The following is a 19,683-nucleotide window of genomic DNA, read 5'->3' as shown; positions in this document are numbered from 1 at the left end:
GTATATGATACATAAAATAGAAGCTTTTCTGCATATAAGTTTAAAAGCAATAAAGGAAACAGCGCGTTTTATCACGGGGAGTTCTAAACCCAGAGATAAATACGAAATGGAAATGTTAATAATTGCACATGCTTTGGAAAAAGGCATGGTTAATAAGGATCCAAGGCTGGGATATGGTGTTGAAAAAGCCATCCGGTTAATCGAACTGATGGGACAATATTTAAACCGCTATGGAAGAAGAAAGTATGCAATTGAAGAAAGTATTGCTGTATTGGATGCTTATATTGAATTTTCAAATGCAAAAAAGGTCAATATAGAAAAAGTAGTCTCCGGCAGGAGGAAGCTATATCAAAAATATAAGATTATTCCGAATACATCGGAGTATAAGGGGGGAGCAAAGACTTACACCAGGCAGGAGCTTTTAGACACAGGGGTCATTGAGCCGGAAAAATTCTTCGAACGCAGACGAAGTGTGAGAAACTTTTCAGGAGAAAAGGTTTCCGATAAGATAATCCAAAGAGCTGCAGAACTTGCCGCGAATGCTCCCTCTGCTTGTAACAGGCAGCCTTCCAAAATACGATATTCAGAAACAAGAATAGTAAACGACGAAATCGGCAGTTATATTGCTGGAAATGCGGGCTTTAAAGAAAATATCTCCACTTATTTAGTTGTTTCGGCGAAAGTGAGCGGCTATCAGAATAATGAGATGTTTGCCTGGTATATTGATGGGGGGATTTTTACAGCCTATGTTATGCAGGCATTTTTCTCCTTAGGTATCGGAAGCTGTATCTTCCAGTGGGAACAATTTTGTAAAAACGAAAATAAAATCAAGAGATTATTAGATATTCAATCAGATGAATGCATCATTGCTATTATTGCAATAGGGCAATATGAAGAAACCGTCAAATGTGTGTGTGCGCAAAGAAAAAGTATAAGAGAAATTCTTATAAAAATAAACAATAAAGGAGAATGAATATGTTAGACAGATTAATTGAATTATTAAAATCGGAAATACAGGTAAGAGATGTGGAAATTAATGAAGGTACTTCTTTAAAAGATGATTTGGGGTTGGATTCATTAGATATGATGAGCCTGGTAGCTGAAGTAGAAGATGATTTTAAGGTCGAAATAGACGAGACAGAATTACCGGGAATACATACGGTTGGAGATATCATTTCTAAGCTTGAGGAGAAACTTAATCCGGCAGGACTTTAAAAGTGAAGTATAACGATTACATTTTAGAATACGATGACGGGACCCAGGGATATAAGATTGTAAGTTACTGTGGAAAAGAAGAATTCCTGGATCTGGAAGAGGTTTTCTCTGATATAAATGTCACAGTAGTTGGGGAATATGCGTTTTCATCCGTAAAAGAAAAAGAGGTTCATAAGGAAAAGATTATGGTGGCGGATAATGAGAATTTATCTTGTATAAGAAAAGTCATTTTTCCGCCGACCATAAAGATTATCCGTTTCTGTGCATTTTACGAGTGCAGGTATTTGAAAGAAATTGTTCTAAATGAAAAGATATGCGAGATACAGCCAAGTGCATTTTCAGGCTGCATCTCATTAAAAAAGGTTGACTTGCCGGAGGGATTAAGAGTGATACACCGGGGCGTATTTCGCAATTGTACAAGCTTGAACGGGATTAGGCTGCCCGATGGCATTGAGCTGATAGATTTTTCTGCTTTTGAGATGTGTACTGGGATAGAGAAAATAATATTTCCCAATAAGTTAAGAAAAATCGCGATACGTGCATTCTGGGGATGTGCTAATTTGAGGAAAGCGGAGCTGAATATGTCAGTGGAGCAAATAGGAAATGGGGCGTTTGCCCATTCCGGAATTGAAAGCATAAGACTGCCATCTGCAATAGAAAATGTCCCGGCTTCCTGTTTTATGAATTGCCAATCATTGACCGAGGTGATTTTTAATGACAATTTAATATCTATTGGGCAATCAGCATTTGAGAATTGTATTTCTATGGAAGAAGTCGCTTTGCCGGCATATTTAAAGTCTATATCTAATTATGCGTTTAGGAATTGCATCAGCCTAAGAACGGTAAGATTCGGAAAGTGCATGCCTGTAATCGGGAAGGATGTATGGATAAATACAAGTTATAAACAAGTTTAAAGTAAGGGGGATGTGAAGATGCATAATAAATGGATTGCACACTCCAGAGTTGAGGACAGTTCCGTAATCCGATTGTTTTGTTTTCATTATGCAGGCGGGAGTGCTGTATATTTTAGCAAATGGAAGGAATATCTAAATCCAACAATAGATGTATGTGCAGTTCAGCTCCCTATGAGAGAACATAGGATAAACGAGTCAATGCCTGGCAGTATACAAGAAATTGCACATCTATTTGTGAGGGATACCACTGAATTATTCGATAAGCCATTTATCCTGTTCGGCCATAGTATGGGAGCTATTATCGCTTATGAAGTGGCAAGGAAGTTAGAAAAGCTCTATGGCAAAAAAGCACAGAAGTTAATCGTATCCGGATGTGCGGCACCAAGCTGTCCAGACCATATCAGCAGCAAAAAGGATGTTATGAAAATGTCTGTGGAGGAGTTATGTCTGCTGTTAAGGGATTATGGGCAGATAAGTGCCCAGCTGATGGAGAATCAAGATTTTCTTGATTATTATATTCCAATAATCCGAAACGATTTTCACCTTTGCCAGCAATATAGTTTGGGGGAAGTTCATAGTGTAGATTCGCCGATAATTGCGTTAACGGGCGATAATGATCCGTTTATAAAAGAAAAAGAAGATATCAATGAATGGATGAACTTCACAAACAAAGGATTTGAATCTTTAAGTTTTCCTGGTCAGCATTTTTTCATTGACGATAATGCTGAGAAGATTTTGAAAATTATTAGTAGTGAAACGATTAAAGAGCACAGGAAGAAGGGATTGGATGAACTCATTCACAAAAGAGAAATCATTTCCGTTGACTGATTTGCAGTCATCATACTTTATCGGAAGACAGCAGGAAGTCGAGCTTGGAGGAAATCCAACGCACGCTTATTCAGAATTGATGTGTGTAAATTATAATCATGAAAGATTTGAAAGAGCGGTAGAAAAGCTTATATTGAGTCATGAAATGTTGAGATGCAGGTTTGCAGACGGCATGCAGCAAATTATGGATGATTGTAAAATAACAGTTCCCTATAATGATATATCTAACATGGGGGAAGATGAAAAAGCATATTATCTTGAAGCAAAAAGAAATGAAATTTTTCGTAAAGAGTATGATTTAGTCCATCCTCCGCTGGTTTATTTTGAAACGACAAGAATCAGTCAAAAGGAAGCAATAATCCATTTTTCACATGACGGTATCATTGTCGACGGGTGGAGTCATGAAATAATAATTAAAGATTTAGATTTCTTTTATTGTGAGGAAAATGCGCATCCGTATCAATTCCAATATCAGTTTGAAAATTATTGCCAGTATTTAAGCAGTTTAAAAGGAAGTGAAGATTATGAAAGAGATAAGGCTTATTGGAGGGAAAAGATAAAAGACATGCCGGGGCCGCCTGAAATACCACAGAAAAAGAATGCAGGCAAAGAAAAGGCGGTAGAGACGGAACAGATTGTAAGAGTCTTTTCCAAGGATAAATATCATAAGATATGCAGCCAATCGGTGAAGATGAGAATTTCAACTTTTGCCGTAATGATTACTGCATATGCAAAAGCAATTTCACGGTATAGTAACAGGCAGGAGTTTATTTTGAATGTCCCAGTATCGAATAGGCCGCCGCTGCATGCAGACATTAAGAAGTTAGTTGGAGAATTTTCGGATTTTATATTATTCCACTATACGGATAAAGAAAATGAAACCTTTCTTGAAACAGCGAAAAGAGTGCAGTACCAGTTGTTTGAAGCAATCGAACACGGGAGCATTTCCGGAGTTGAGGTTACAGGGGAGTATAGAAAGGTACATGGGGGAAGTTTAGTGGCCCCGGTTGTATTCACAAGTACCTTGGATATACCCTTTGAAAGAGAAAAAGAACTTGTTAAGAGATATTCCAAAACACATACCAGTCAGGTCTGGATTGATACGATAATCATGCATTGCCAGGACAATATCTTGTATACAATGGATTGCGTTGAGGGTATGTTTGATGAAATAATTTTGCAGAGTATAGCGGATTGTTTTATAAGTACCCTTGAGATGTTAGCAGAATATGGTCTTGATACAGAAAACTCCACCCCGCTTTCTCCAAAAGAAAGTAATCTAATAAACAGTATAAATGATACACAGAAGGATGAATTACTCGCTGATTCGTATCGAGGGATCAATTATTACCTGCTAAACTCCATAGAAAAGAACTTGAATGAGACAGCTGTTGAATATTGCTGCGGTACGTTAACCTATGGAGAACTGAAAGGTTTGTCACAAGCCGTACTATGCCATTTGAATAGCAGAAAAAATATTTCAGGAAACCGAAGGATTGGCCTGATGCTCACAAAAAGCTATTGGCAAGTGGTATGTGAATTAGCCTGCGTACTTGGCAGTTATGTGTTTATGCCAATTGAGACAGACATGCCGGTTGAAAGCATAAAATATTGTTTGGAAAATGCCGGTATTTCTCTTCTGGTTACAGACATGTATAAGCCTGAACGATATGAAGGACTGGAGGAAATTGTAGACTGGGTTAGAATTGATCAAATTGATTTATCAGATCAAAAGGCTGGAAATATGGCGCTAAAGTTAAGTGCTGATGAAGAATTTTGTATTATTAATACTTCTGGCACTACCGGCTATCCTAAAAGCGTAGTGCTTAAAGAGGCGGGACTGTTAAATTGTTTAATACACACTATTAATCAATATAGCGTAGATAGCAGGGATAAAACACTTGCAATTACCAATTACTGTCACGATATGTCCTTGTTTGATATATTTGGGATGCTGATATCCGGCGGAACGATTGTAATACCGGATGATAAAAAGGTGAGAGAGCCTGAACATTGGCTCGAACTGATGAAGAAATATCATGTTACCATTTGGAATTCAGTTCCTGCTTTTATAGAAATGCTTCTTGAAGATAAGAAAATTATGAAAGATGCAGCGAACAGTGCATTGCGTCTTATATTCCTTGGCGGTGATTGGGTTCGTGCTAAGACAATTAAAGAGTTGAACGCAATATTTGCAAGTGCCCGGAAAATAAGTGTTGGGGGGCCGTCTGAAACGACTTTATGGAACATTTCACATGAAGTGACGGAGGAAGATATTGAGGAAAAAATCATTCCATATGGTAAGCCGTTTCCGAATACACGGTACTATATATTGAATGCGTGTATGGAGATTTGTCCTCCTGGTATCGAAGGAGAAATGTTTATTGAGGGGATTGGTGTTGCCAAGGAGTATGCCGGATTGCCGGAAGAAACCAATAAAAGCTTTGTCACCATGAATGGAAGGCGATTATATAAGTCTGGTGACCGTGGGTATTATTCAGACAGGGGGATAATTTTTACAGGCCGTGCAGACTACCAATGTAAGGTAAATGGCAAGAGGATTGAGCTGATGGGGATTGAGCATATTTTAAATGCCTATGATGCCGTGAATACGTGTGTTGCAGTATTAAACAAATCAAAACGTATTATTGCCTATTATACAAGTAATAGAGAAATCTCCAGACAAGAGTTTATGGAATATCTTGAGAAATATATACCTTACTACATGTATCCATCCGGTTTTATTCGTTTGGACGAGCTTCCGATAACAGGAAATGGAAAAATCGATCGTAGTGAGTTAGGAAAGAAAGAGTTACCAGAGGATAATAAACAAAACACAGGAACAGAAAATTCTATTGTGAATGAGCTTACAAATATTTGTACACAAATTTTAGGTACATCCGTTACTCTGACAGAAAGCTTTTTTGCTTTGGGTGGAAATTCAATTTCTGCAATTCGGCTGATTAGCAGAATAAGAAACACCTTTGGAGTGTCTTTAAAAGTCTTTGAAATATTGAATAATCCCTTTATAAAGGACTGGGCTGACATTATTGCTGAAAGGCTGCCGCAGGAAAAGCCGGACATAGATGTGCAGGATTTATACAGATATAAAACAGAGGGTTACAGATTGACTCTCACCCAGCAAGAAATATGGACTTATGAAATGATGCATCATGATTCCAGATATACTCTTTCTGCTTACATGGATTTTGATTATATCCTCGATCATAGAGCCTTGGAGCATGCGCTGCAGAAAGTGGTTTCAGAAGAAGAAGTCATGGGCTTGCAATTCTACCAGGGCGAAGATGGCTTGCCATATCAGAAAGTAAACAAAGATAGTGCACAGGCAATTCTTCAGATTTTGCGGGTGTCAGGCCACGATAAAGCGGTTGAGTATAGAAAGATGTTTACGGATGACTATTTCGATATTAGTGGAGAACAGCTCTTTAGAGTTTGTTTAATTGAAATCGGAAAAAACCACTGCTCTCTTGTTCTTACCATGCATCACATCATAGCAGATGAGCAAGCTTTTCTTATTCTGTTTAACAGAATATTAGAGGCCTATAATGGCGGAGATGATGTTGCTAAAAGTACTTCTTATTTTTTATATATTAAGAAAAAATTTGAGCAGAAAAAAGAGCAATGCATAGTAGCGGCAGAGGATATAAGAAGGTATAAAGAGTTAAGTCTGCCTGGCCCTAAAAGCAAGGAAAAGTTCGCTGCGGCAGAATTTCGATTTGACCAGAGTGATATTGACCGCATGATGAAGGTATGCAATAACTGTGAAACCTCTTTGTTTAATGGTATGCTTACAGCTTTTATACTTACACTTTACATGCTCACGGACGAAAGGAATATATATGTTTCTGTTCCTGCTTCCGATAGATCGCTGGGAGATTACGAGAATACCGTTGGATTATTTATTAGTAAGATATTTATAAAAAACAGTATAAACAGGGACTTTTCATTCAGGGAGATGCTTGGAGAAGTTAAAGAGAGTGTATTGAATGCCTTTGATCAAATTTCTGAGGCATATATCGAAAATGTGCGTAAGGAAAAGTTACATGTACTGTTAGATCAAATACATAAGGGAATTACATTTAATATGATAGATTCACAGAATCAGACACCATACGGAAGTTTAAGATATGTGACAGAAAAACAGGCGGTAAATGCTAACAATCTTCATGTTTTCATTAACAAAGTAGATCAGGAATACATCTGTAATATGTATTCTGGCAATTATTATGCATCCACAGAATCGTTAAACAGATTAAGAGATGCCTATATTGCATCAATAAAGTGTTTTATAAACGAAGGAAATAAAAAAATCACTCAATTGATGAATCAACAGCCTCAATTTCCGGACATTTCAGTAGAAATGGAAAGATGGCAGGGAGAGATAGCGGATATTAGAGAAGAAAATATTGCACAGCAATTTATAGAAAGTGTGAACGCTTATCCGGATGCTATTGCAGTAACCGGTAGATTCGGCACTTTAAGTTACAAAGAATTGCATGAGCAAGTTCTCTTTTTTGCTGAATTTCTAAAGGATAAGGATGTGCAGCCAGGGCAAAGGGTTGCTTTATTTTGCCAGCATACGCCTATTACATTTGCAGCTATATACGGGATCTTATATATAGGAGCAACGTATGTACCGGTAGACTGCAATTGTCCGGTGCAGAGAGCGGAATATATATTAAGCGACAGCGAGGCTGAATTTCTATTGACAACAGTGCCGCTCTCATACAAAGTAAGTATTCCTGTGTATACGGTTACAAAGGAAGAGATGTGCCTTGTCAAAAAAATACCGCCTTTATACGAAAAAGCGGATCAGCTGGCATATATTATCTATACTTCCGGGACAACGGGAAGACCGAAGGGAGTGCCAATCCATCAAAAGCATCTTTCAAATGTATGCAAATGGTATGGGGATACCTTTAAAATAGACTATGGATCCAGGAAAATTTTATTGAGTAACTTTGGGTTTGACGGGTCAATTAAGACGATTTTTACGCCGATTCTTAGAGGCGGAACGGTCATTACAGCTGTAGATAACCTATACGAAGTCGATACGATTGTAGGGATTATCAGAGATTTTAAGGTCACTCATTTAGCGTGCGTTCCAAGCATGTTAACAGAAATATTAAAAGAGTCAAAAAAGAATGGGTATGAGGAATTAGAATCTGTAAGGTATATGCTTAGCGGAGGGGAAAAGTTCCAGACCAAAGAGATCCTTGCATGGAGGGAGAATCCCGATTTCCACTGTGAGATTGTCAACATGTATGGCCCAGCTGAGTGCAGTGCTATATCTACTTGGCATATTGTATCCCGGGATGAGTTGGTAAGCGGTGAAATTCCAATAGGTAAACCGGTATATAACAGGAGAATTTACATTCTCAATGAGAAAAATGAATTGTGTAAGCCAATGGAAAATGGTCATATATGGTTATCGGGATATGGTATATTTTCTGGTTATACAAAGTGTTCCAAGGAGGAATCTGGTTTGCTTGAGGATCCATTTTGCCCGGGGTGCTATATGTACGACAGCGGTGATATAGGACGGTGGTCAGAGAATGGTGATTTAATATTTGTTGGAAGAGCTGATAATCAGATTAAAATCAGTGGGCAGCGTATTGAAATGGAGGAAGTGGAACAAGTTTTATTGTCAGATACCAGAATTAGAAATTGTGCTATGAAGATACAAAAAGCGGAGGATAAGCTTCGAACAGCCATTTTTTACACTACCTATACCGAAAGTCCAATACCTGCTGATGAACTGAAAGATCATATGAAGAACTATTTAGTTGAAGGGGTTATTCCGCAGCAGTTTATTCAAGTAAAAGAGTTACCTTTGAACAGCAGCGGAAAAGTTGATAGAAAACAGCTTGTCATACCAGAAAACTTAGGAAATGAAGAGGTCTCCATTCAAGATGTTTCAGAGCTGCAGGAAAAAATAATTTCTGCTTGGAAAGAAACTCTGCAGGTGGATTATGTGCCCATTGATGTCGGGTTCTTTGAACTGGGGGGATATTCCTTGTTGTTTTACCGCCTGCAAAGGGAACTAAAAAACAAGTTAGGCATTGCTATTACAATACCGGATATACTGGCTCATCCAACCGTTAAATCGTTAGAGGATTATTTAATCCAGAAATATGCAGGTGAAAATAAATTAGAAAAAACAGAGTTCATTAATGAAAGGGAAAGACAAAAACGCTTACAAAGAAAAGTAAGAAATGATAAAAGGCAAAGGAGATAAAAATGTATCAGGAATACAAAGAAGGAACATATGTCATTGAACATGAGGATGCCGATATTTGGGTTGCAAAAAATCTGAAACAGGATCAAGTTAATTATTATTATGGCGGCACCAGAACAGTCCCCCATAATTATAGTAAGGATCAAGCGTACGAAGTGATATCGTATTTAAGAAATTATGAAAGCGGTTTGAAAAATCTGCTTATTAATGAAGCCATTCAAAATGGTGTTTTTGAAAAGGACAAGGAGCGTCTGCCGATTGGTTTTTCAAATAGTATAGTAGGCGGAGGCCGCTGTATTATACAGCCTAAAACAAAAGAAATAGAATCAATCATATTGGATACTATGCATCCACGGCATAAAGAGGTCATTGACTCTTTGTTTAAAACGCTAGGCGATTTTCTCGAAAATCAGGATGGGGTAATTAAGCTCACCCCTGATTTTGGGAAATTTGCCGGATTGGCCGACATGTTATACCAATATACCGATAATGTGTTAGGAATAAGGTGTGAAGACGGTGGGTGCGGCGGAAAGGCATCGTATACCTCTACAGGTATAATAGCGGCTATTGAAGCAATGGGATATGGTAAAGATTATGCAGGGCCGGTTACTTTAATTGGTTCCAACGGCGCATGCGGAATCGGGGTGCTTGCTTACCTGATGGAAAAAGGTTACAAAGATATCGCAGTAGCCGACCTGTTTTATGATGATAACCCTGAATTGACCAAAGAGCTTGGGGGAAAAGGTGTGAAAATATTACCTGGTATAAAAGGAAAATTTACGGATGAGTGTTTATGCAGAGGTGGTTTGATAGTTGCTACAACAACCGGTGGGGAGCTGTTGAATTCAAATCTAAGCGTAATAAAAGATGGAACAGTTCTGCTTTTGGCCCATAACGAAGCCATTCCCGTGACACAGGAAGCTTTAGACACAGTAGAAGAAATTTTAAATAAGAAAAATATATGTATCATACCTGGACAACTTTTAACCTTTGGTGGCGCTTTAACATCTCGCCTGGAATGGTTTTTTAGGGCCAATCGTAAGGAAAAAGAACTATTTAATAAAGAACAGGCTCATGATAGTGTACGAAAAGTCACTAATTTTTGTTTTAAGGTTCATGTTGAGGGAAAAGAAAGAACCAATCTATTTAGAAGGCTATTTAGTATGGTCGACTGATAATCTGGGATATCAGGCAAGATTTCACGTAATGTTTGAGAGGAGAGAAGGATGGCCGGCAAAGTGTATGGTATAGACTATAATTTAATTATGGATTGGCAGTTTAAGACATATGGGGACAAGCTTAGGGAGTGGAGTGAACTTTATCCCAAGAAAGTGGCTATAATTGATGAGAATGAAGAGCTAACCTACTATCAGCTGAAGGAAAGAGTGTTTTCGACTGCAATCCACTTGCTGAAATTAGGAATTTGTAAGGGGGATAGAATCATCTTGCAGCTGCCAAATTGCAATGAATTTGTGGTGGCCGCCTTTGCGCTGTTTGAGATTGGTGCGATACCGATAATGTTACTGCCTGCTCACAGAGAGCATGAAATAGGCAAGATTATTGAATTGGCGCAGCCTGTCGCATATATTACATACAATAACTTTTTGAGCTTCAATTATGGTGATATGGCGAGAAAGCTGCAGCAAGGCACGGAGATTAAGTTCATTATTGATAATATTGATTCTGTGAGTAAGAGGTATTCTCATGAAGAGCTAAGTAAATTTCTATATGAAAAACCGGTTTTTTCGGACACCGCAATGCTGCTCCTGTCAGGAGGAACTACAGGGATACCTAAATTAATTCCGCGGACACATGGAGACTATATATATACAAATTATAAGCTTGCAAAGAGGTGCCAGTTAAGCGAAGACAGCGTGTATTTAGCTGTTTTACCGGCACCGCATAATTTTCCATGGGGCAACCCGGGAATACTTGGAACATTAAGTGTTGGCGGAACGGTTATTATGTCACAGTATGCAAGTCCGGATATAGCCTTTCTGTTAATTGAAAAATATTCGGTTACATTTACTTCTTTAGTTCCGGCTTTATTGAGCATGTACTTAGAAGTAATTGAATGGGATGATACTTATGATATATCGTCATTGCAGTTTGTTATGGTTGGCGGTTCTTTTCTTGAAAAAGGAATCGCAGGCAAGGTTTACTCACTTCTGGGATGCAAACTTGTAAATATATATGGGCTTGCAGAAGGACTCAATACTTGTACTTCATTAACAGATACAAAAGAAGTTGTCATCTCCACACAGGGAAAACCTATTTCAGAGTTTGATGAAATAAGGATTATTGATGAAGAGGGGAATGAAGTACCAAATGGTGAATATGGCGAACTGATTACACGGGGTCCTTACACTTTGCAGGGCTACTATAAATTACCGGAAATCAATAAGGAACGTTTTACCGAAGAGGGATTTTTTTGTACGGGAGATAAGGCAAGGATAAGTAAAGACGGAAATATTCAGGTAATTGGCAGGGTCAGAGAGCAGATTAACAGGGCCGGAGAGAAAATAATACCATCTGAAATTGAGGAATATATCTGTGAGCATCAGGATATTAGAGAATGCGTAGTTGTAGGGCTGCCGGATAATATTTTGGGGACCAGGACCTGCGCATGTGTAATAACAGATAATAATGATCTCACCCATGATGAAATCAGGGGATTTCTGGAGAGTAAAGGCGTAACTAAATATAAGATTCCGGATCAATTGGAAATAATGGATTTTTGGCCGCTTACAGCTGTCAATAAAATTGATAAGGATCAAATTGTTAAAGATTTGATGAAAAGGGTATAGCGATTCTTTATGGCACCATGCAAATAGAAACAGGCGAAGGAGAGAGAATGAAAAAAGTAGTAGTAGTGACAGGAGCGCTTGGGGGAATTGGGAAAGCTACTGTTAAGGTCTTTTTGGAAGCGGGATATCATGTTGTTGCATTAGATAAGAAAGAACCGGAGCCTGAAAGAGAGGATAAAGGGGTGTCTTACTTGCAGCTGGACATAACCAATCGTAAAAAGGTCGAGAAAACAATTGAATACATTGAAGAAAAGATAGGTGAGATTTATAAACTGATTCATGTATCCGGTATATTTTTGAGCAAAGCAATAACGCATCTGAAACCGGATGAATGGATGAGTATATTTGATGTGAATTGTAATGGTACCTTTTATATTACTCAGTCTGTTTCAAAGAAAATGATTGAAAGAAGAGAGGGTACTATAGTAATTGTAAGTTCAAATGCTTCAAAGTTTCCGAGAAAAAACATGGCTGCTTATGCTGCTTCAAAAGCGGCAACATCAATGTATGCTAAGTGCCTGGCACTGGAACTTTCTGAATTTGATATTCGGTGTAATATCATTTCTCCAGGCTCTACGGAAACGGATATGCAAAAACAACTATGGGGTGGAAGTGATACGGTTCCCGAAAGCATCATTATGGGCGATCTTGAAGCCTATCGGCTGGGAATTCCCTTAAAGAAGATAGCACAGCCGGCAGATATAGCGGAGGTTATTTACTTTATTGCATCGGAAAAAGCCAATCATATAACGATGGAAGAAATTACTGTTGATGGTGGAGCAACCATGGGAGTGTAATTATGATTAAATACAAGACATTTATCGAAGATCTTAATTGTGAGAAACCGTATTTTTATTTCTCAACTCCACAGTATGAGTTACTGGCGGACGGCTTAATGTATGAAATGAATTTCAGCGACTTTACGGCTCTTAGAAAAAAAGTCAATCATTATCTGCATAGTGACGGGCTGAGAGGAAAAGTGCTGGTAGGAGCAATACCCTTTGACTCAAATTTACCGGGAAGCGTTTTTTTAACATCAAATTGGAAAATAGACTGCTTAGGCTATAATAACCGGAAAATTGATGAGTGGCAGCAAAATATAATTCAACCCATACAGCTAAGAGAAGTGCCTGAATGCGAAGAGTATACGGAAGCTGTCCGTATGGCAGTTAAGGATATTAATGAGAAAGTATACAAAAAAATAGTACTGGCTCGTGGTTTGGAAATTATTTATCAAGAAGATATAGAGGTTTCTCATATTTTAAAAAGAATATATTCCTCTAACCAATCCGGATATACATACGCTACAAACATATATGGAGATTATACATTAGCTGGAGCAAGCCCTGAGATGCTTATATCAAAAAGAGACAGGTATATTTCTTCTAATCCATTGGCCGGTTCAAGGCCAAGAGGGAAGAACTGCGAAGAAGATGAGCGTTATGCAGAGGAGCTGTGTAAATCAGAGAAAGATTTATGTGAGCATTCGATAGTCGTTGAATATATATCCAGCAAGTTTAAAGAAATATGTAAAGAGTTACACTTTTCGCAAAAGCCTTCGTTACTTAAAACCAAGCAAATGTGGCATTTATCAACAATAATATCGGGGACATTGCTTGCAGACACAAATGTGATTGACTTAGCAACTTTAATTCATCCTACGCCAGCTATTTGCGGAGTTCCCGTCGATAAGACGCGAAATAGGATTAAAGAACTGGAAGGCTTTAACCGTAACCTATATACAGGAATAATTGGTTGGTGTGATGAAAATGGAGATGGTGATTGGGCTATAATTTTGCGTGGTTCGGAAATTTACAGAAATAGAGTGAACATATTTGCAGGAGCAGGAATCGTAAAAGATTCAAATCCAGCAGAAGAGCTGGCGGAGACGAATGCTAAATTATCGACCATGTTGTTCAACTTGGGAATAATAAAAAAATAATGGAGTTTATAATGGGAATCGGAAATATTAAAGACTATAATATGCCAATTTTAGATAATGATATGGTTAATAAGGCAAACTGGGCTATTGAGCCGCAGAATGCAATCTTATTGATTCATGACATGCAGCAATATTTTATTGAACCTTATGGGAGGGAAAGCCTGGTAATAAATACTATCATTGCAAATATTAAGAAGATTAAATTATGGTGTAAAAAATGTGGAATACCGGTAGTATACTCAGCGCAGCCGGCAGGGCAGACGGCCGAACAAAGAGGGCTTTTGCTGGAAAGGTGGGGAATGGGTATTCCTGCTAATATGGGCAAAGAAAACATTGTTCCCGAACTCTCTCCTCAAAAAGAGGATATAGTGATTCAAAAGCGGAGATATAATGCATTTGAAAAAACGAACCTGGAAACCTTAATTCGGGAAAACGAAAAGAATCAATTAATTATATGTGGTGTATATGGGCATATTGGGTGCTTGGCAACTGCCTTATGTGCATACACAAAAGACATAAAGCCCATTGTAGTTTCTGATGGTGTTGCCGATTTTTCATATGAAAAACATGTAGCTGCCCTGCAGCATATAGGTGATGTGTGCGGCCTTGTTGTAGATACCAATAGGTTAATAGGGGTGATGGATGGAGGAGATGTGGATGAAACTTAGTATTAATGAAATTAAAAAAATTCTCCCTCATCGTCACCCGTTTTTGCTTATTGATACCATCGAAGAATTAGAGGAAGGGAAAACTGCGATAGGAAAGAAGTGTGTTTCATATAATGAACCGTTTTTTGCAGGTCATTACCCAGATGAGCCGGTAATGCCAGGCGTATTAATCATAGAAGCTATGGCACAGGTGGGAGCAGTTGTTTTGCTAAGCAGCGATAAATATAAAGGGAAACAAATATATTTTGGAAGTATTGATAAGGCAAGATTTAGGAAGAAAGTTATTCCTGGGGATGTTCTCTATCTGGAAGTGGAAATTATTAAAGATAAGGGGAAATTCTGTATTGGAAAAGGGACGGCGTTGGTTGACCAAGAAATAGTGGCATCTGCAGAAATAATGGTAGTGCTGGGTACTTAATAGAAAATGCGAAAGCTTGGGATGATGGACATAATCAAGAAATTATCATGATTTTCCGATAGTTTCTTGACATGTCCAAAAAGTGTTTTATAATACAAACAAGGGTCTATTTTCCTTAGAATTTATTGAAATGGAGCTTTTGATATAGCAGCGTATCTTCTTCATAAGGCGTTTTTTCCTCTGCAGGATAGCCAATAGCAATCATACATTCAACACTGTATTGCACAGGTATTTCCAGCACTTTTCTAATATAGTCCTCTGCTTTCTCTTGCTCCGTATGGAATCTTTCTCTAACTTGAATCCAACATGAACCCAGGCCTAAATCCTGTGCAGTCAATTGAATAATAGTTGATGATATGGAAGCGTCCTCAATCCATACGTCACTTGCTTCCTTATCAGCTATTACTACAATTGCTAAAGGAGCATCGGCTAAAAACTTTGGGCCAGGTTCTCTGCACAGCGAGAGTTGCTGAAGCAGTTCTGTATCTGTGACAGCAATAAACTGCCAAGGTCTTATTGACCGTGATGATGGGGATAATAGAGCACTTTTAAGAATTACATCTATTTTCTCCTTTTCTACTTCCTTATTTTGAAACTTTCTAATACTTCTTCTGGATTTTAAAATGTCAAACAACATGAATTATTCCTCCCTAGATTTCATAAGTTTATTGTTCTTTACTTTCGCCAGACCGTCCGGAACCAGGGGAATCACGAGATTACATCACTACGCCTCTAAAATTTTAAAACATTCTATCTTTCGAACATCATATTGTATTATTTGAGCAGTGTCAACATTTTTTATGTGTGTTTTGAGAAGCAAATGATTTTTGCATTGTTTTAATAACTATTTATAAGGATTCTTTATAAATTGCCAGGACATCCTTGCTTGTCAGGGGATAGAAAGCATTTTCGAGTCCAACGGCTGCCTTTTCAGCCATCACATCCAGATATTTATCAGTTACTCCGACCTCTCTCAAAGTGGCGGGAAGGTCAAGAGATGCAAAGAATTCTTTTGATTTTTCAATGGCTTTGCTTGCAATTTCAAAAGAATCAAGGCTCGGATCAATATCCCAAACATTCACACCGAAATCGACGAATTTTCCTACAGTCTTATCGTTAAGGATGTGCTTCATCCAATGGGGAATGATAATCGCCAGACCGACGCCATGGGTGATATCGTGGTATGCGCTTAGTTGGTGCTCCATCGGATGAGCGGAACTTGCTACACTGTTTCCTCTCCAGGTGATGCCGTCAATGGCAAGGCTTGATGCCCACATAAGGTTTGCACGGGCTTCATAATTTTCTGGCTCATTATATGCGATAGGACCATAATGGATACAGGTTTTCAGAAGGCTCTCAGAGAGGCGGTCCTGAATATAAGTGCCTTTTGCATTGTGAAAATAACGTTCCATGATGTGGGACATAATGTCGGCGGTCCCGGAAGACGTTTGATTTTTCGGTACGGTGAAAGTATATTCGGGGTCCAGGATGGAAACTTTAGGGTAGAATAGGGGGCTGAAGGTGCCCATCTTGTCGTTTGTGCTCATGTCGGAAATGACTGCATAGCGATTCATTTCAGAACCGGTCGCTGCAATTGTTAGAATAACGATCATGGGAAGCGTGTCTTTGATCAGACTGCCGTCTTTGACCAGGTCCCAGGCGTCGCCGTTGTATTTTACACCGGCCGATACCACCTTGGAGCAGTCAATAGTGCTCCCGCCGCCCACAGCCAGGACAACATCCACATCATTCTGCCGGCACAGCTGTATACCTTTGCGCACGGTATCGATTCTCGGATTGGGCTCCACGCCGGCAAGTTCAAAGCTCTCGATGCCGTTCTGCTCAAATATAGTCCGGATGGTTTGATAAAGCCCTGTGCGCTTAATACTCTCTCCGCCGTAAACCAGCAGTACCTTCCGGCCAAATTTCAGGATTGACTCGGCCAAATGCCCGATCTGCCCTTTGCCGAAATAAACTTCGGTTGGAATTTGATAAGTAAAGTTGTTCATTTTGATACCTCCATCGTTTTTAGGCATTTTGCATTATGATAATAGCATATCAGTACGAAACATGTTTTTCTATTTAGGCCAAATGTACTTGACAATTCGGCTCAAATGCTTCCCTTCTCTCTTTTATTGTGATATATATTATAAATAAGCGATATCTCTAAAGGGAGGAAAAGGAATGGGTGAAAGAATTCTAAGAGTTCCCCAGGGGCTGGCGTCACCGGCAAATGATCAGCGTATTCTGAATTTGAATGGATTTTCAGTTATAAAATCTTATACATTCACGCAGGAGCGAAAAGGTACCTTATTCTTGGAAGACCACCTCCTGCTGTTTGTACAGCATGGAATTTATTCCGTCAGCTATGGCGGTGAAATTTATACGGTTCATAAAAATGAGATGGTATTGCTGAAAAAAGCCATTTCCATTCAATATCAAAAAACGGAAGATCCAAATGATCCATGCTTGTTGGAATACAAAATGTTCTTTTTGAAAGATGATCTTCTAAGGGAGTTTTTCAAAATGGCAAATATAAAGCCTAAGGGGCCGGAAGCACCCGTTCCGATTTCGGTGAAGCCGGTAAACGAGCTTCTTGCAAAATATGTGGAATCCGTGGAGCCCTATTTCAAAAAGCCGGAAGAAGTTGATGGAAACCTGATTAAAATCAAACTGCTGGAGCTTTTATATGACCTTGCCGCCACAGATGAAAATCTGATGCAGCAATTGATGCAGCTTAAGCAGCAGGCGCGCTCGGATATTCCCAAAATAGTTGAAGAAAATATTCTGAATCCGGTTTCCCTGAATGACTTGGCCTATTTGTCCGGCAGAAGCCTCTCAAGCTTTAAAAGAGATTTTCAAGCCATATACAACATGTCTCCCTATCATTGGCTCCGGGAGAGAAGGCTGGAACGGGCAAAGGAACTCCTGATGAATACTTCCATATCGGTTACGGACATCTGTTTTATGACAGGGTTTGAAAACACTGCGCATTTTTCGAGAGCCTTTAAAGAGCGCTATGGAAGTTCCCCGGTTTCATACAAGCAATAGTATAGTTTGCATTTTATAGATGGCACAGAGTACATTTGAAATCATAGAAAATAAATAGAGAAATAAGACGTCCGTCATAAGTCCATGAGAAAGAAGGTGATTAGCAAAGTGACAGAGGTAAAAGAGACAATCTATATTGCAGATGATGATGCGAACATTCGGGAAGGTATCAAGATTTTTCTCGAAAGCGAGGGGTATCGGGTCACCGTATTTAAAAATGGTGATTTGCTTTTTGAGCAGTTTAAAAGTGCCCCTTGCGATTTAGTCATATTAGATGTTATGATGCCAGGCTCTGATGGCTTTTTGATTTGTGCGGAATTAAGAAAAATAAGCACTGTTCCCATTATCATGCTGACAGCACGGGATACTGAGCTGGATTATGCGACAGGAATAAACCTTGGCAGTGACGATTATTTTACCAAGCCTTTTTCTACAATGTCCCTCGTAATGAGAGTAAAGGCTATATTCCGGCGAATCCAATACGAACGGAATAGCGTTTTATCTCAAAGCAACTTTGTAAAGCTATCGTTTGGAAATATTACAATCGATGAAAAACAAAAACTGCCTCGATAGATAGCGAGGAAATTTCATTGACCCCAAACGAATATAATCTTCTCGCCTATTTAATCCAGAACCAGGACAGGGCTGTTTCCCGCGACGAGCTTTTAGACCATGTATGGGGCTTCCATACTGAAATCCAAACGCGCGCTGCAGATGATACGGTGCTCCGGCTTAGAAAAAAGATATCCCTCGGCGACGTTGTGATTGATTCGGTATGGGGATTCGGCTTTCGGTTAAGGATGCGTGATGAGAATGAATAAAAACGTAAGTAAAAACAGAAGTTTCAGAGGAAGAATTTTTTGCATGATACTTTGTTACCTGATATGTCCAAGCAGCCTAAAAATAGGACGGGAACAAAAGCAGAAGTCTTTACGATAAACGAGCAATATGAGCTTCTGAATTTTCATGAGAATGAAGATGGCAGCAATACGCAAAAGGCGGCTCAAATCACGGCCTACTTAAAAGAAAATCAAATGGATTTAGAGAATATTACAAATTCCCGTTAAATGAAAAAGTAAATTCATGATTCACGCAATCCGGGGGTGCGGACGTTTTCTTGGACTTAACTTGCCAGTCCCAGACTACGTCTGTACCCCCTTTAGTCCTGCAAAGTAGAATTTACTTTAACATTTAACAATTACCTTTTCATTTTACGGAATATTTTTAAATGGTTGAGTGAAAAGGTAACTTCATGATTTCCTGCACACTTTGATTTTGCAGGACTAAAATCACGTTTCACCAGTTTACGAGTTGCTAAAATTGGACTATAATGCATATATAGATGTGGGTTTCCATAAGTGTAAGCATGGCAAACAGGCATCTGAAAATAAGTGCAGAACTAAGTTCCACATGCCAAAAAGTGCAGAGGTAAATTCTTGTCATGGATTCCATGGTAAAATTACAGCTTTATTTTTTAAGCAACGTGGGTCTCAAACAAACCTCGTCGGGAGGTATTTCTTTTAGACCAAGTAGTTTGTGCAGTTTATTATTGAGAAGCATAAGAGACAGCTTAAATGGATT

Annotated in this window: 17 protein-coding genes; 15 read left to right on the top strand and 2 right to left on the bottom strand. The window is 38.8% G+C overall.

Going from position 1 to position 19,683, the window contains the following annotated elements:
• Nucleotides 1–4 precede the first annotated feature (4 nt).
• Genes BUF11_RS17890 through fabZ form a run of 11 tightly spaced genes read left to right on the top strand, consistent with a single transcriptional unit; the run spans nucleotide 5 to nucleotide 15,051 of the window.
• Nucleotides 5–973: a nitroreductase family protein gene (locus BUF11_RS17890; RefSeq protein ID WP_073590237.1), complete on the top strand. Its 969-nt coding sequence runs from the start codon at nucleotides 5–7 to the stop codon at nucleotides 971–973.
• 2 nt (nucleotides 974–975) lie between these two features.
• A complete protein-coding gene (locus BUF11_RS17885; RefSeq protein WP_073590236.1) occupies nucleotides 976–1,215 on the top strand; it encodes an acyl carrier protein in 240 nt (79 codons plus the stop codon).
• A gap of 2 nt (nucleotides 1,216–1,217) precedes the next feature.
• Nucleotides 1,218–2,129, top strand: a complete 912-nt coding sequence (locus tag BUF11_RS17880; protein ID WP_073590235.1) for a leucine-rich repeat domain-containing protein — start codon at nucleotides 1,218–1,220, stop codon at nucleotides 2,127–2,129.
• A gap of 18 nt (nucleotides 2,130–2,147) precedes the next feature.
• Complete coding sequence (locus tag BUF11_RS17875) at nucleotides 2,148–2,957, top strand: thioesterase II family protein (protein WP_073590234.1); 810 nt, start codon at nucleotides 2,148–2,150, stop codon at nucleotides 2,955–2,957.
• A complete protein-coding gene (locus tag BUF11_RS17870; protein WP_073590233.1) occupies nucleotides 2,917–9,216 on the top strand; it encodes an AMP-binding protein in 6,300 nt (2,099 codons plus the stop codon). Before BUF11_RS17875 ends, BUF11_RS17870 begins: the two co-directional genes overlap by 41 nt.
• 2 nt (nucleotides 9,217–9,218) lie before the next feature.
• Entirely contained in the window at nucleotides 9,219–10,391 is a 1,173-nt protein-coding gene (locus BUF11_RS17865; RefSeq protein WP_073590232.1) for a hypothetical protein, read from the top strand.
• Nucleotides 10,392–10,442: 51 nt separating this feature from the next.
• Entirely contained in the window at nucleotides 10,443–12,023 is a 1,581-nt protein-coding gene (locus BUF11_RS17860; protein ID WP_073590231.1) for a (2,3-dihydroxybenzoyl)adenylate synthase, read from the top strand.
• Between the two features lie 47 nt (nucleotides 12,024–12,070).
• Nucleotides 12,071–12,820, top strand: coding sequence for an SDR family NAD(P)-dependent oxidoreductase (locus BUF11_RS17855; protein WP_139243451.1), 750 nt, complete (start codon nucleotides 12,071–12,073; stop codon nucleotides 12,818–12,820).
• Between the two features lie 2 nt (nucleotides 12,821–12,822).
• On the top strand, nucleotides 12,823–13,965 hold the full coding sequence (locus tag BUF11_RS17850; RefSeq protein WP_073590229.1) for an isochorismate synthase: 1,143 nt from the start codon (nucleotides 12,823–12,825) through the stop codon (nucleotides 13,963–13,965).
• A gap of 11 nt (nucleotides 13,966–13,976) precedes the next feature.
• A complete protein-coding gene (locus BUF11_RS17845; protein WP_073590228.1) occupies nucleotides 13,977–14,633 on the top strand; it encodes an isochorismatase family protein in 657 nt (218 codons plus the stop codon).
• Complete coding sequence (gene fabZ / locus BUF11_RS17840) at nucleotides 14,623–15,051, top strand: 3-hydroxyacyl-ACP dehydratase FabZ (protein ID WP_073590227.1); 429 nt, start codon at nucleotides 14,623–14,625, stop codon at nucleotides 15,049–15,051. Before BUF11_RS17845 ends, fabZ begins: the two co-directional genes overlap by 11 nt.
• 115 nt (nucleotides 15,052–15,166) lie before the next feature.
• On the opposite strand, the gene BUF11_RS17835 is transcribed toward fabZ, so the two are convergent.
• Together BUF11_RS17835 and BUF11_RS17830 are read right to left on the bottom strand one after the other, a co-directional pair.
• A complete protein-coding gene (locus BUF11_RS17835) occupies nucleotides 15,167–15,688 on the bottom strand; it encodes a nitroreductase family protein (RefSeq protein ID WP_073590226.1) in 522 nt (173 codons plus the stop codon).
• Between the two features lie 211 nt (nucleotides 15,689–15,899).
• Nucleotides 15,900–17,060: an iron-containing alcohol dehydrogenase gene (locus BUF11_RS17830; RefSeq protein ID WP_073590225.1), complete on the bottom strand. Its 1,161-nt coding sequence runs from the start codon at nucleotides 17,058–17,060 to the stop codon at nucleotides 15,900–15,902.
• A gap of 175 nt (nucleotides 17,061–17,235) precedes the next feature.
• On the opposite strand from BUF11_RS17830, the gene BUF11_RS17825 reads away from it, so the two are divergent.
• The 4 genes from BUF11_RS17825 (at nucleotide 17,236) to BUF11_RS17815 (ending at nucleotide 19,169) form a co-directional block, all read left to right on the top strand.
• Entirely contained in the window at nucleotides 17,236–18,102 is an 867-nt protein-coding gene (locus BUF11_RS17825) for a helix-turn-helix domain-containing protein (RefSeq protein WP_073590224.1), read from the top strand.
• A 96-nt stretch (nucleotides 18,103–18,198) separates the two neighbouring features.
• Nucleotides 18,199–18,675, top strand: a complete 477-nt coding sequence (locus tag BUF11_RS24800; protein WP_242952405.1) for a response regulator transcription factor — start codon at nucleotides 18,199–18,201, stop codon at nucleotides 18,673–18,675.
• Nucleotides 18,676–18,692: 17 nt separating this feature from the next.
• Nucleotides 18,693–18,923 carry a winged helix-turn-helix domain-containing protein gene (locus BUF11_RS24795; RefSeq protein WP_242952404.1) on the top strand — a complete coding sequence of 77 codons (231 nt, stop codon included), beginning with the start codon at nucleotides 18,693–18,695 and terminating at the stop codon, nucleotides 18,921–18,923.
• 39 nt (nucleotides 18,924–18,962) lie between these two features.
• Nucleotides 18,963–19,169, top strand: coding sequence for a hypothetical protein (locus BUF11_RS17815; protein ID WP_073590223.1), 207 nt, complete (start codon nucleotides 18,963–18,965; stop codon nucleotides 19,167–19,169).
• Nucleotides 19,170–19,683 lie beyond the last annotated feature (514 nt).

It is taken from the genome of Anaerocolumna xylanovorans DSM 12503 (assembly GCF_900143645.1).
GTDB lineage: Bacteria > Bacillota > Clostridia > Lachnospirales > Lachnospiraceae > Anaerocolumna > Anaerocolumna xylanovorans.
Note: the sequence above shows the minus strand (reverse complement) of the source record. Positions and strands in the feature narration are given on the sequence as shown.